This window comes from Novosphingobium organovorum (assembly GCF_022832435.1).
GTDB classification, from domain to species: domain Bacteria; phylum Pseudomonadota; class Alphaproteobacteria; order Sphingomonadales; family Sphingomonadaceae; genus Novosphingobium; species Novosphingobium organovorum.
In genome coordinates, this window is record NZ_JALHLF010000034.1 from 1 (window position 1) to 13,531 (window position 13,531).

Consider the following 13,531-nt stretch of genomic DNA (forward strand, 5'->3'; position numbering starts at 1 on the left):
CAGCACCTCGGCAAGCGAGGCCTGCGCGCCCGCCGCCGCGAGCCGGGCCCGCGCGCCGCTTAGCGAGGCGAGCGTGATCGTATGGTGGTAACCGCCGGTGTCGGTGTTCGGCGTTCCGCTCACCTGATTATAGCGGGTGATGAGCGCGCGCATGGCCTCCTCCCCGGTCCATTCGGGACGGTGGCGCAGCAGCCACAAGGCAGCGGCGAAATGCGCTTCGTGGGTCCACTCAGCCTTGGGCAGGCTGGTATCGATCAGCCGCCACGCGACACGTTCAATCGCGGCGTCGGTCAAGAGGGGCATCGTCAGGGTATCCTTCACGAAAGGCCCGACCAACACGAAAACCCCGCCAGTCGGGCGGGGTTTGCAGCGTTTGGCGCTGGTTGCGGGATGCTAGCGACCCGCTCCTGGCCAGACACGGACCGACGCCGCCAAAAGACAGCGCGGATTTTGCAGGGAAGGCGCGAGCAGCACAAACATGGCGCCCTTTTACGCCCGGCCTGACGGTGGGGAAAGCCCCTTCAGTTGCCCAGCGCCGAGACCCCGCCGGTCGAACCGAAACCGCCTTCGCCGCGCACGGTCTCGTCCAGTTCCTCGACCTCGAGCCAGGCGGCCTGGATTACCGGAGCCAGCACCAGCTGCGCCACGCGGTCGCCGCGCACGATCGAAAAGTCCTCGTGCCCGTGGTTGATGAGGATGACCTTCAGCTCGCCGCGATAGTCCGAATCGATCGTGCCCGGCGTGTTGGGCACGGTGATCGCGTGCTTGAGCGCGAGGCCCGAACGCGGGCGAACCTGAATTTCAAAGCCTTCGGGGATCGCCATGGCCAGCCCCGTCGCCACCGCGTGACGGCCTCCGGGGGCAAGCGTCACGTCCTCGGCCGAAACCACGTCCATCCCCGCCGCGCCCGCGGTCGCGTAGGCTGGCAGCGGCAAGCCCTGCCCGTGGGGCAGGACCTTGATGGGAACGGGCACGTTACGAGGCGAAGACATCGATCATCCTTTCGACGAGGAGGTGCGCGACCTCCTCCTTGGGCATTTCGGGCAGCGAGATCACATCCTCGCCGCGCACGATGTGGACCGCGTTGGCATCGCCGCCCATCACGTCGCCCGACACGTCGTTGGCGATGATCCAGTCGGCGCCCTTACGCTTGCGCTTGTCCTTGGCGTACTTGATGACGTCGTTGGTTTCAGCGGCAAAGCCGATCAGCAGCGGCGGGCGATCGGGGCGCGAGGCGACGGTCGCGAGAATATCGGGGTTTTCGGTCAAGAGCAGCGCAGGCGGCGCCGAACCGCGCTTCTTGAGCTTCTGTCCGGCCACGCTCACCGGGCGCCAGTCGGCCACGGCGGCGACCATCACGCCGATGTCCGCAGGCAGCGCGCGCTTGACCGCCTCGGCCATGTCGAGCGCGCTTTCCACGTCGATGCGGTTGACGCCGGGCGGCGTCGCCAGATGGACCGGCCCGGCCACCAGCGTCACCCGCGCGCCCGCACGCGCGGCGGCGGCGGCGATGGCGAAGCCCTGCTTGCCCGAGGAGCGGTTGGCGATGTAGCGCACCGGATCGATCGGCTCCCAGGTCGGTCCGGCGGTGACCAGCACGTGGCGGCCCGCCAGCGGCCCCTCGCCCGGAACGAACGGAGCCTCGGCCTCGCCGTGCGCGCCGATCGCGGGGTAGGCACCGGGCGCTTCGTTGGCGAAGGGTTCGGGACGCACCGCATCGCCGTGGTGCGAAGTCAGGTGGTTGAGCGCTTCGGGGTCGGTCGGCGGGGCCGAGCGCGCGCCGCCCTTGGTCGCCATGAGCGGCGAATTGCTGAGCGCGAAGGCGGCTTCCTCACCGCGCGTGGTGACGGCATCTTCGGAATGGCCGAAGCTGATCGCCTGCTTGGCCTTGGTCAGGCTGCGCGCGATCATCCCGCCCGACAGGCCGCCAAGGCCCATCCCGCTCTCGTCCTGTTCCTCAGGCTCGGGATCGTCGAACTGGGGCTGCCAGTAGCGCGGATCGTCCGGATCGGCGGCAGGCGGGAGCCCCGGATAGGAGGGCGCGTAATCGACGCTACCGGGCAACGGCGCGACTTCGACCGGGCCAAGCCCCAGCCCCCAGGCGATACGCTGCCAGATCGCTATCGGATCGGGCAAGCGGCCGGGGCCGTATTCGCCGCAGGCCATCGTGCCCTCGTCGGGCTCCATCACGTCGACCCCGGCTTCGCGCAGGATCTGCACGTTGCGCACGGTCGCCGCGTGCTGCCACATGCGCACGTTCATCGCCGGGACGGCCATGACCGGCTTGTCGGTCGCCAGCAGCATGGTCGTCGCCAGATCGTCGGCGATGCCGTTGGCCATCTTGGCCAGAAGGTTCGCGGTCGCCGGGCAGATCACCACCAGATCGGCCGAACGGCTAAGCTCGATATGGCCCATCTCGACCTCGTCCTTGAGATCGAACAGCGAGGTGTAGACCGGATTGCCCGACAGCGCGGCAAGCGCCATCGGGGTCACGAACTGGGCGCCGCCTTCGGTCAGCACGCAGGTCACCTCGCCACCTTCCTTGCGGATGTGGCGGACAAGTTCGCAGGCCTTGTAGGCGGCAATGCCGCCCCCCACGACCAGGAGAATGCGCGGTCCGTTCATCGTCGGGGCTTGTGCAACAGCGTTCATCATGACGCAATCTGTTTACGAAGGAGTGGGATAGCGAAGGAGCGGATCGGACGAGGGAGCCTCCCCGCCCCGAACGTGGGGACCGCGCGCGGCCGCGACAAGCCCTGCAAGCGCCTGCGGTGCAAAGACTATCCCAGGGAACATCGCCGGTGCGATCATCGCCCCCCAGTAGAAATTGTCCCACCGGCCCGCCAGCATGAACGCCAGGCCATAGCCCGCCGCAAGCAGGAAGCCGAACAGGCCCGCCTTCGTGTTCCAGCCCAGCCAGCCGAAGGTCATCAGGATCACCGCAGGCCCGGCCAGCCAGTGCGGCAGCCAGCGCAGGTTGCTCGCCTGCGCGATGTTCGCCAGCCACCCGGTCAGGCCGCGCACCACCAGCCAGGGCGCCGAATGCGGATCGCTCGGCAAGACATCGCGCGCAACGAGATGAAGGTGGACGGCCATCGCCAGCGCGAACAGCGCGACAAGCCCGCCCCAGGCCAGCGCCTCGCGCCGGTTGCCCTGCCACACCGCGAACGCGCCCATCAGCAGGACGAAGGGCAAGGCGTGCTCGCGAATCGCCAGCGCCAGCGCGGCGGCACACCAGGCCGCGATCCAGCGCCCGCCCTCCCCCATGTGGCCTATGCGGTGGAGCCCGAAGGAAAGCGCGATCAGCCCACCGGCCCACAATTCGTGCAACGGAAAATAGTGCCGGTTGAGCGCGAGCGAGACGCCGACCGCGACCATCGCGGTAGCGAGACGCCGCTGGCGCGCGATCGCCGGGTCCTCGCCCAGCTTGAACCACCAGGCGGCAATCGTGCCCAGCATCAGCGCAATCGCCGCAGCGACCTGACCGACAGGCCCGAGCCAGGCGTTGAGATAGGCCAGCGTGGGCAGGCGCACGGCAAAGCCGGGGTTGACCGGATAGTCGCGCCGGCGCTGCTCGGTCACAATGAAATCGTAGTAGTTCTCGCCGCGCGCGATACGCTGGCTGGCAACCTTGTAGAGCGCGATGTCCTGATCGTAGCTCTCGTCCTTGTCGAGATCGCGGCTCCTGGCGTGGATCGAGACCGAGGGATCGACCGCACCCTGCCAGGGCGAGCGGCGCCCTTCAGGATAGGTCGGCACGATGAGCGAGGCGAACAGCAGCAGCGCCAGCACGCCAAGCGCCGCGCGGGCCAGCGCGCGCGGCCACGACGCAAAGCGCCCGGCCGAGGCCGGAGGCGCGTCCACGCGCCCCGCCCCGGTCAGTGCATCAGCATCAGGTAGGTCGCCGCGCATCCAAGAAATCCCCCCGCGATTGCAGTGAGAATATAGCCCCCAAGGTGGTTACCATCGGGTTTACGCTTGCCCTTGCCGCCCCACAGGAGGTCGATCTCGGGCAGCGGAGCCTGTTCGGGCGCGGCGCCCTTGGCGGGGAACTGCTCCTCGATGCGGCGGATCAGCGCGGGCACGCGGGCGAGCGTCGCCACATCCTCGCGCAGACGGTCGGCAATCACCGCCTCGGGGCCCAGCTCGTCGCGAATCCAGTTCTTCACGAAGGGCGCGGCGACATCCCACATGTTGATCGTGGGATCGAGCGCGGTGGCCAGACCCTCGACCATGACCATGGTCTTTTGCAGCAGCAGCAGGTGCGGCTGCACCGCCATGTCGAAATCGCGGGTGATGGCAAACAGGCCATCGAGCATCTGGCCGACTGAAAGTTCGGACACCGGCTTGCCGCGCATGGGCTCACCCACCGCGCGCAGCGCCGTGGCGAAATCCTCCATCGAATGGTAGCTCGGCACGTACTGCGCCTCGAAGTGGATTTCGGCGACGCGGCGGTAGTTGCCGGTAGTCAGGCCATAGAGGATCTCGGCCAGCCAGAGCCGCGCCTGGCGGTTGATCCGGCCCATGATGCCAAAGTCGATCGCGACGATCGTCGGGTCCTGCGGCCCGCCCTGCACGAAGAGATTGCCCTGGTGCATGTCGGCGTGGAAGAAGCCCGCCGAAATCGCCTGCTTGAGGAAGGTGAGCACCAGCTTGTGGGCGAGCGCTGGCCTGTCGTACCCAGCCTCGTGCAGCGCATCGAGATTGCTCATCTTGATGCCGTCGACCCATTCGAGGGTCAGCACCTGCCCGTTGGTGCGCTCCCAGTCGATCGCCGGAATGCGATAGCCGTCGACCGCCTTCATCCCCTCGGCCAGTTCGGAAGCCGAAGCCGCCTCGCGGCGCAAGTCCAGCTCGCGCAGGGTCCAGCGCTTGAGATTGGCGATCACCGCGCGCGGGCGCAGGCGCGCGGCCTCACCGCCAAACGCTTCGAGGTGTGCGGCGGCCCACTCGTACGTCTCGACATCGCGCGTGAACTGCTCGCGGATGCCCGGACGCAGCACCTTGACCGCAACCTTGCGCCCGTCGGGCGTGGTCGCCGCATGGACCTGCGCGATCGAGGCCGCGCCGATCGGTTCAGGATCGAAGCTGGCGAAGACCTCTTCCAGCGGACGCTCGAAGCTGTCCTCGATCCGCCTGCGGATGAGCGCGAAGTCGACCGGCGGCAGGCTGTCCTGCAGGGTCAGCAGGTTGCGCGCCGGGCCCTCGCCCACGATATCGGGGCGCGTGGCGAGCGCCTGGCCCAGCTTGATCGCGGCCGGGCCGATCGCCTGGAAGGCCCCGGCGTAATCGGGCTCCGCGCCCTGGCGCGCGCCGAAGCGGGCCAGGCGGCACAGCCGCTTGACGGGAGCCGGCGCGTTGCGATCGTTCTCGATCCCGCGCAGCGCACCATGGCGCGCGAGAACCCGGCCCCACTTGAGGAGCCGCCGGATATGCGTCAGTCGCGAAGTCACGTGGTTCGCCTCAGACCTTCCAGCCCGAGTGGATGGCGACCAGCCCGCCCATGATCGGTTCGACCTTGGTGTGGGTGAAGCCCGCCTCGCGGATCATCCGCTCGAACTCGGGCATGGGCGGGAAGCGACGGATCGATTCGATGAGGTAGCGGTACGAATCGGCGTCGCCCGCGATCATCTTGCCGATCTGCGGCACCAGCTTGTGCGAATAGGCGTCGTATACTTCCTTGAAGCCGGGCCATTCGGTGGTCGAAAATTCAAGGCAGAAGAAGCGCCCGCCGTACTTGAGCACGCGGTGCGCCTCGGCCAGCGCCTTGGCGATGTGAGTCACGTTGCGGATGCCGAAGGCGATCGTGTAGGCGTCGAAGTGCCGGTCGGGGAAGGTCAGCTCCTCCGCGTTCTGGCGCGACCACACGAGCGTGTCGATGCCGCGCTCCATCGCGCGTTCGATGCCAACGTCCAGCATGTCCTGGTTGATGTCCGAGACGGTGATCGTCGCCCCGCGCGCTTCCATGCGAAAGGCGATATCGCCCGTGCCGCCCGCCATGTCGAGGATCTGCTCGCCCGGCTGGGGCTTTACCCGCCGCACGAACTTGTCCTTCCACACACGGTGCATGCCGCCCGACATGGCATCGTTCATGATGTCGTACTTGCGCGCGACGTTGGAGAAGATGGCCCCGACCTTGTCGGCCTTCTCTTCAGCGGCGATGTCTTCGTATCCGAAGGAAACCGTTTCACTCATGCCGAAGGGCTCTAGGCGCAAATCCGGCCCGCGCAAAGAGGGATCGTGCGCAAATACCGCCCGTTCACGCCGCCGGGGTCGGGGGCCGCCGTCCGCGCAAGGCCAGCGCGGAAAGCACGATACCCGCCAGGATCAGCGCCATGCCCATCGCGTGGTAGGCCGCCAGCCGCTCGCCCAGCAGGAGCGCCGAAAGCAGCGCCCCGAACAAAGGCATCAGCGTGATCGCCTGCCCCGCGCGCGCCGGGCCGAGCTGGAACGTCGCCGCGATGTAGATAAAGTAGGCCAGCACCGAGGGGAACACCCCGACATAGACGAACGCGCCCAGCACCGTGCCCGACCAGTGCACGCCAAGCCCCTGCGCGTGCTCCCACAAGGCCATCGGCGCCAGCGCCAGCGCGCCCAGCCCGAAGGTGAGCAGGAGGAAGACCGCGGGATCGACCGGCGGCTTCTTGCGCAGAAGTACGGTATAGAGCGACCAGCTGAGCGACCCGCACAGGATCAGCGCGTCCCCCACCCCGCCGATCTGCAGGGCCATGACCGCCTGCCACGCGCCGCGAAAGACGATGAAGGCCACCCCCAGCGTCGAACAGACCACGCCAATCACCTGAAGCCGCGCAGGCCGCCCGCGAAACAGCAGCACGTCGAACGCCAGCACCAGCGCGGGGATCGATGCCTGAAGCAACAGCGCGTTCGCCGCCGTGGTATAATGGAGGCCCGAATAGACGAACGAATTGAAGCACACCACGCCGAGCAGCCCCAGCACGAGCAGCCAGCCCCATCCGCCGCGCACTTCGCTCCATTGCGCGCGCAGCCGGGGCCACGCGAACGGGGCGAGCACGGCGACTGCGATCAGCCAGCGCCCGAACGCCAGCGTAAAGGGCGGAATATCCGCCCGGACCGCGCGCCCGACGATCGAATTGCCCGCCCACAGCAGCATGACGAGGCCCAGCAACAGGAAAGCCCGGGTGTACGCACTGGAGGATCGGATCGCGGTGTTCATCGGCTCGGCCTAGCCCGACGCGCCGGGCGAGCCAATCCCCCACGCCCCCAGCGCCCTCCTCACGCCGGATGGAGCGCGCCGATCGCCTCACTCAACGAGCGTTCGAAGACCGTGGTGATCTGCCCCGCGCACCGACTCGCACACCGCGACCGGCTTTGGCCGCACCGTCTTCATCGCCCGGCACCAATTGTCGATCAGGGGGCCGGTGTTGCGCAGCAGACCCCAGCAGCGCCCGTGTCTGCTGGCGCTCATCAGCCAGGGCCCGAACCCGCGCCCAATCGGCGCGATCCGCGACAGGACCGAACCACGGCGCACGAGCACGGTCACCGGATCGCGAATTCCGCCTTGATACCATGCACTTCCAAATTCATCGGCGACTTCTTTCGAAATGTAATCCACCATTCCAAAGAACGCATAGTCATCCTCCCACCGCCCACAGTCAAATAACCCCCATTACAGGCGAGCGACGCATCCACATTGTGCGGGCGATCCACCACACTTGTCGACAATGACAGCAACGGACTGCTCGCAGACACCGCCAGAGCTCCACCTCTATTGCGATTATCAGCCATCAACATACAAAATACGCACACCGAGAGCCCGTTCAAAAGCGCCAGTTCCAAAGAGCGCGCCCAGGACTCGCCAAGGCGCGCGCGGCTCCCTAGATAGACCCTCACGATGCCCGAGCTTCCCGAAGTCGAAACCACCGTGCGCGGCCTCGCGCGCTTTCTCGAAGGCGAGCGAATCGCGCGCGTCACGCTCAACCGGGCGGACTTGCGCCGCCCCTTCCCGCACGATCTCGTCCAGACGCTGACCGGCGCGCGGGTCACGGGCATGGGTCGGCGCGCCAAGTACGGCCTCATCCATACCGATCGCGACCAGACCATGGTGTTTCACCTGGGCATGTCCGGGCGCTGGCGGATCGAACCCGAAAGCGCGGACAAGCACGACCATCTCGTGCTCGAGACCGGCTCGGGCCACCGCCTCGCGCTCAACGACGCGCGGCGCTTCGGCTCCGTCGACCTGGTGCCCACCGCCGGCCTCGAGCAGTGGGACGCCTTTGCCCGGATGGGGCCAGAACCGCTCGGTGAAGGGCTGACCCCGGCGCATCTCAAGGCCGCCTTCAAGGGGCGTTCGAGCGCGGTCAAACTGCTCCTGCTCGACCAGGCGATCGTCGCGGGGCTCGGCAACATCTACGTGTGCGAAGCGCTGTTTCGCGCCGGCATCCGCCCCGACAAGCCGGCCGGCCGGATCACCCTGCCCGCACTGGCGCGACTCGTACCCGCGATCCGCGACGTGCTCACCGAATCGATCGCAGCGGGCGGATCGACCATCCGCGACTACGCCCAGCCGAGCGGTGAACTGGGCTATTTCGCGACCAGCTGGCAGGTCTACGGGCGCGAGAACCAGCCCTGTGGCTGCGGCGCGCCGGTGCTGCGCTTCACGCAGGGCGGGCGCAGCACGTTCTGGTGCCGGAAATGCCAGAAATGAGCCGTTCCGCACCGGCGCACCATCTTGACGAAAACCCGGCCTACCGCTAAGGGGCGCGCTTTCCGGCGAGTCCGCTCGCCAGATTTTCGAGATTCGATCAGGCAAGAGGGGCCGCCAGGCGGCCATACAAAGGAACGTTAATGGCCAATACGCCGCAAGCCCGTAAGCGCATCCGTCGCAATGAGCGTCGTGCTCTCGTGAACACCAACCGCATGAGCCGCATCCGCACCTTCGTGAAGAAGGTCGAAGCCGCGATCGCCGGCGGTGACAAGACCGCTGCGGCCGCAGCGCTCCAGGAAGCCCAGCCCGAGCTGGCCCGCGGCGTGGCTCGCGGCGTGCTTCACAAGAACACCGCTTCGCGCAAGATGTCGCGCCTGACGAAGCGCGTCGCTTCGCTCTAAGGGCTCACGCCCGGTCGGTAACGCCGCGCAGCGCGAGGGTACAGGCCCCTCGCGCATCGCTGCGGCAGACCGACCAAGCCTGTGACAAGACACGGCAAACAGAACAGGGCCGGGGACAAGTTCCCCGGCCCTGTTCTGTTTGGGGCCGCGACGCGGCACGATACCCTCCATCGGATCGATTCGATTCGAACGCGTTTCACCACGCGCGGTGATTCGCCCCGGCCTTTCCGCCGGACCACGAAAAAGGGTACGAAAGAAGAACAGAATTCACCCCCCCGGCGGGACCTGCCTTGCGTTTTATGCAGCCCTTCCCAGCCCCTTTCCGGAAAGCCTAGGAAAAACCGCGATTCGCCATATGGAAATGGCTAAGCGCTTGAAAACACGCGACAATACACTTTTGTTACGGCGTCCGGCGCAGACTTGCGTGTGTCAACAGCCATAAATTTTTTTATTTTCCGATGCCCGTATTGCCTGTCCGGCACAGGCCTCCCTAAAAGGGGTTCCGGCCAATGCGGAACTGGCCGGGGTAACAACGATAGATCGAAATCAGCCGCTGCAAAGAGCCTTTGCAGCTTGGGGGCGTTTTGTCCCCGGCGCTGTTCGTTCTGTCGTTATCGCAAATTCAGTTTTTCAGGTGCCACAAGGGTTTGGCAGCGAACCAGGGGAGTTCGAAAGTGTCAGGTTCTTTTGCGGGTCAGGGCGCGGGCAGCGCGGGTAAGAAGGTCAAGGCAATCAAGGTGACAACGGAAGAGGAGCGCGAAGCGGTCAATCTCGCGGCGGACTGGGCTGACATCAGCCAGGGGCTGCGCAAGGACCTTGGCCACCAGGCGCACAGCCAGTGGATCAAGCCGATCCAGCCGGGCACCTACTGCAAGGAAACGGGTACGCTCGACCTGTACCTGCCCACCGAATTCTCGGCCAACTGGGTGAGCGATCGCTTTGCCGATCGCCTCTCGCTGGCGTGGAAGATCGCGCGCCCCGACGTGCGCCACGTGCGCATTCTGGTCCAGCCCGGTCGCCGCCAGCTGCCCGAGCTGCGCCTGGGCAGCGGCGGCCGCCCCAGCCGCGCGCCCGCCAACGATTCGGCGCAGAGCGCCGGCGATGCGCTCTCGGCCGCGCTGAGCGGTGAGGCCTTCACCGCGCTCGGCCAGGGCCCGGCGGGTATCGACGCCTCGCAGACTTTCACCTCGTTCGTCACCNCGCCAACGATTCGGCGCAGAGCGCCGGCGATGCGCTCTCGGCCGCGCTGAGCGGTGAGGCCTTCACCGCGCTCGGCCAGGGCCCGGCGGGTATCGACGCCTCGCAGACTTTCACCTCGTTCGTCACCGGCGAGAGCAACATCCTGGCCTGCAACGCTGCCCAGCGCATGGCCGCGACCGAGAAGCCCCAGTTCTCGCCGCTCTACCTCAAGGGCTCGACCGGCCAGGGCAAGACCCACCTGCTCCACGCCATCGGCCACGCCTACCTGACCAACCACCCGCACGCGCGCATCTTCTACTGCTCGGCCGAACGCTTCATGGTCGAGTTCGTCCAGGCGCTGCGTCAGAACCAGATGATCGAGTTCAAGGCCCGCCTGCGCGGCTTCGACCTGCTGCTGGTGGACGACATCCAGTTCATCATCGGCAAGGCTTCGGCGCAGGAAGAGCTGCTCTACACGATCGACGCGCTGCTCGCCGAAGGCAAGCGCCTGGTCTTCGCCGCCGACCGCGCGCCCCAGGCGCTCGACGGGGTCGAGCCGCGCCTGCTCTCGCGCCTGTCGATGGGCCTCGTCGCCGACATCCAGCCCGCCGACATCGAGCTGCGCCGCGCGATCCTGGAAAACCGCCTGCAGCGCTTCGCTTCGGTCGATGTCCCCTCGGACGTGATCGAGTTCCTCGCCCGCACCATCAACCGCAACGTGCGCGAACTGGTCGGCGGCCTCAACAAGCTGATCGCCTACGCCCAGCTTACCGGCCAGCAGGTCTCGCTCCAGCTCGCCGAAGAGCAGCTGACCGACATCCTCTCGGCCAACCGCCGCCGCATCACGATCGACGAGATCCAGCGCACGGTCTGCCAGTTCTACCGTATCGACCGTACCGAGATGAGCTCCAAGCGCCGCGCCCGCGCCGTCGTCCGCCCCCGCCAGGTGGCGATGTACCTTGCCAAGGTGCTGACCCCGCGCTCGTACCCCGAGATCGGCCGCAAGTTCGGCGGCCGCGATCATTCGACGGTGATCCACGCGGTGCGCCTGATCGAGGAACTGCGTACCCGCGATGCGGACATGGACGGCGACGTGCGCAGCCTGCTGCGCCAGCTCGAAAGCTGAGTCACCACACCGGCACGGCCATCGGGCGCTTGCGCCACGAATAAGAAAAAAGAGGCGCCCGTATCGACGGGACGCCTCTTTTTTCGTATACACGTTCGAAATCGACGCGATGAACGATTGGTAATACAGTCATGCAAAGCACTGCAATGCCAATTCATTGAAAATTTGAACCGCACTGCATAAAATCGATTTCACACAAGAACGTGAACGCTTTTTGCACTGCACCAAGGGCCGCCAAGCGCTAACAAGAGGACATAGAAAAACAGTATCGACCGAGAGAAGCGGAGACACTCCATGCGGTTCTATCACGCAACCAAGTTCCTGTTCCCGCACGATTACGAACGTCGGATGGCCGCGATCTACTTTCTGTCGATGCTCCTGCCCGCCGCGTTCTCGATTTCCTACCAGTTCATCTTCGGGGTGTTCTCGGCCAGCGCCACGCTGGCGGTGCTGCTCGGCACCATGACCGGCGCCCTGGGCGGGCTCTTTGCCATTCATGGCCTGCTCTCACCGCTCCACAAGGCCACCGCCATGCTGCGCGCGATCCAGGCCGGCGAACAGGTGACCGCGATCCCCAGCGACGAGGACGACCTCGTCGGCCAGCTGCTCGGCGCGGTCGCCGCGCAGGCCCGCTGTGCCGAGCAGCGCAGCAGCCCGGTCGAAACGCTCAGCGAACGTGACGCACTCACCGGCATTCGCAACCGGCGCGGCTTTCGCAGCGCGGCCGAACGTCTCCTGCCGGGGGACAACAACGCGGTCATCGCCCTCGTCGACATCGACCACTTCTCGCTCATCAACGATCGTTTCGGGCTCGATGCAGGCGACATCCTGCTCACCAGCCTCGCGCGGATACTCGAGGGGAACCTGCGCCGCACCGACCTGTGCTGCCGCTGGGGGGGCGAGGAATTCGCCATTCTCTTTCCCGACACCCTGCTTGACGAGGCGCGGCTGGTGATGGAGCGCCTGCGCGCGACCATCGCGCTCGATTCCAGCCTGCTCGACGCCAGCTGGCCGATCACCCTGTCGTGCGGCATCGCCCCGCTGCGCGCGTTCGAGGATCTCGACGAAGCGGCCCTTCGCGCCGACAGCGCGCTCACCGAAGCCAAGGAAAGCGGCCGCAACCGCGTGCGTGTCGCGCGCAACTGAACCCACCATCCCCACCTTTGCAACGAACCGTCGGCCGACAGGAAGCCACGCCGGCGCGATTTCACGCGCTCACGCCGCGCATCGATGCCCCTCTCACCCGGAGCGACGCCTTTTCGGGAGGCATCTGGCGATTCCCCCCGTCGCCAAAATGCTCTAGGGCGGCGGCCATGCGCTGCGCCCCCGCGCGGCGCCCCCCTGCAAGAGCCATGCCCACGCCATGATCCTTTCCCCCGACCGCCTCGAACGCTTCGCGCGTCACATCGTCCTGCCCGAAGTCGGCGGAGCCGGGCAGGCCGCGCTGGCACGCGCGCACGTGGTGCTGGTCGGCTGCGGCGGGATCGGCAGTCCAGCCCTGCAGTACCTCGCCGCAGCCGGCGTAGGGCGCCTCACCCTGGTGGACGATGACGTCGTGGACGTCAGCAACCTTCAGCGTCAGACGATTTTCACGCCGTCGGACATCGGTGCGCCCAAAGCGGAAGCGGCGGCCGAATGGGTGCGGCGTTTTGATCTTGGCCTGGAGGTCGAAGCAGTCGTCACGCGGGTAGGGGTAGAGAACGCTGCCCGGATTCTCTCCGGCGCGAGTGGGGTATTGGACGGGTGTGACAATTTCGCGACTCGCCTGATCGTGTCAGATGCCTGTGTCAATTCAGGCATACCACTGACAAGTGCGGCCATCGGGCGCTTCCAGGGCCAGATCGCCAACTTCGCCGGGCACCGCGCGGACCAGCCCTGCTACCGCTGCTTCGTCGGCGATGCCTTCGATGCCCAGGACTGCGACACCTGCGCCGCCGACGGCGTGCTGGGCGCGATGGTCGGCATGGTCGGCACTTTCGCCGCGATGCACGCGATCCGCGTCCTGCTCGAAGGGCACGCCGCCTTCGGAAACCCCGGATACGGCACCTTGCACCTGATCGACGGGCTCAATCCGGCCATGCGCACGATGCGGATCGCCAAGGACCCCTCGTGCACCGCCTGCGGCGGGCACTGAAGACC

At 66.8% G+C, this 13,531-nt stretch carries 12 protein-coding genes and 1 pseudogene; 5 read left to right on the plus strand and 8 right to left on the minus strand.

Translation table 11 applies throughout. The annotated features are described in order from the left end of the window. The 8 genes from MTR62_RS10220 to MTR62_RS10255 all read right to left on the minus strand — a co-directional run. Positions 1 to 303: hypothetical protein (locus MTR62_RS10220; protein ID WP_244020259.1), on the minus strand; the 303-nt coding region annotated here is incomplete at its 3' end. Positions 304 to 521: 218 nt separating this feature from the next. Next, on the minus strand, positions 522 to 992 hold the full coding sequence (gene dut, locus MTR62_RS10225) for a dUTP diphosphatase (protein WP_244020261.1): 471 nt from the start codon (positions 990 to 992) through the stop codon (positions 522 to 524). Further along, entirely contained in the window at positions 976 to 2,625 is a 1,650-nt protein-coding gene (locus MTR62_RS10230) for a bifunctional phosphopantothenoylcysteine decarboxylase/phosphopantothenate synthase (protein ID WP_244020380.1), read from the minus strand. The genes dut and MTR62_RS10230 overlap by 17 nt, the downstream gene beginning before the upstream one ends. A gap of 42 nt (positions 2,626 to 2,667) precedes the next feature. Continuing rightward, positions 2,668 to 3,864, minus strand: a complete 1,197-nt coding sequence (locus MTR62_RS10235) for a hypothetical protein (RefSeq protein ID WP_244020268.1) — start codon at positions 3,862 to 3,864, stop codon at positions 2,668 to 2,670. A gap of 14 nt (positions 3,865 to 3,878) precedes the next feature. After that, a complete protein-coding gene (ubiB, locus tag MTR62_RS10240; RefSeq protein WP_244020277.1) occupies positions 3,879 to 5,453 on the minus strand; it encodes a 2-polyprenylphenol 6-hydroxylase in 1,575 nt (524 codons plus the stop codon). Between the two features lie 10 nt (positions 5,454 to 5,463). Then, positions 5,464 to 6,195, minus strand: coding sequence for a class I SAM-dependent methyltransferase (locus MTR62_RS10245; protein WP_244020279.1), 732 nt, complete (start codon positions 6,193 to 6,195; stop codon positions 5,464 to 5,466). 64 nt (positions 6,196 to 6,259) lie between these two features. After that, positions 6,260 to 7,195, minus strand: a complete 936-nt coding sequence (locus tag MTR62_RS10250; RefSeq protein WP_244020281.1) for a DMT family transporter — start codon at positions 7,193 to 7,195, stop codon at positions 6,260 to 6,262. A gap of 87 nt (positions 7,196 to 7,282) precedes the next feature. After that, positions 7,283 to 7,597: a hypothetical protein gene (locus MTR62_RS10255; RefSeq protein WP_244020283.1), complete on the minus strand. Its 315-nt coding sequence runs from the start codon at positions 7,595 to 7,597 to the stop codon at positions 7,283 to 7,285. A gap of 276 nt (positions 7,598 to 7,873) precedes the next feature. Between MTR62_RS10255 and mutM the strand changes: the two genes are divergently transcribed. The 5 genes and pseudogenes from mutM to MTR62_RS10285 all read left to right on the plus strand — a co-directional run bounded on the left by mutM (position 7,874) and on the right by MTR62_RS10285 (position 13,526). Beyond that, positions 7,874 to 8,686 (plus strand): bifunctional DNA-formamidopyrimidine glycosylase/DNA-(apurinic or apyrimidinic site) lyase, encoded by an 813-nt coding sequence (gene mutM, locus MTR62_RS10260; RefSeq protein ID WP_244020288.1) that lies wholly within the window; start codon positions 7,874 to 7,876, stop codon positions 8,684 to 8,686. A 140-nt stretch (positions 8,687 to 8,826) separates the two neighbouring features. After that, positions 8,827 to 9,087, plus strand: coding sequence for a 30S ribosomal protein S20 (gene rpsT / locus MTR62_RS10265; protein ID WP_244020290.1), 261 nt, complete (start codon positions 8,827 to 8,829; stop codon positions 9,085 to 9,087). A gap of 731 nt (positions 9,088 to 9,818) precedes the next feature. After that, positions 9,819 to 11,392 (plus strand): annotated as a pseudogene (dnaA, locus tag MTR62_RS10275) (chromosomal replication initiator protein DnaA). Between the two features lie 294 nt (positions 11,393 to 11,686). After that, a complete protein-coding gene (locus MTR62_RS10280; protein ID WP_244020305.1) occupies positions 11,687 to 12,538 on the plus strand; it encodes a GGDEF domain-containing protein in 852 nt (283 codons plus the stop codon). A gap of 217 nt (positions 12,539 to 12,755) precedes the next feature. Further along, positions 12,756 to 13,526: a HesA/MoeB/ThiF family protein gene (locus tag MTR62_RS10285; protein ID WP_244020307.1), complete on the plus strand. Its 771-nt coding sequence runs from the start codon at positions 12,756 to 12,758 to the stop codon at positions 13,524 to 13,526. Positions 13,527 to 13,531 lie beyond the last annotated feature (5 nt).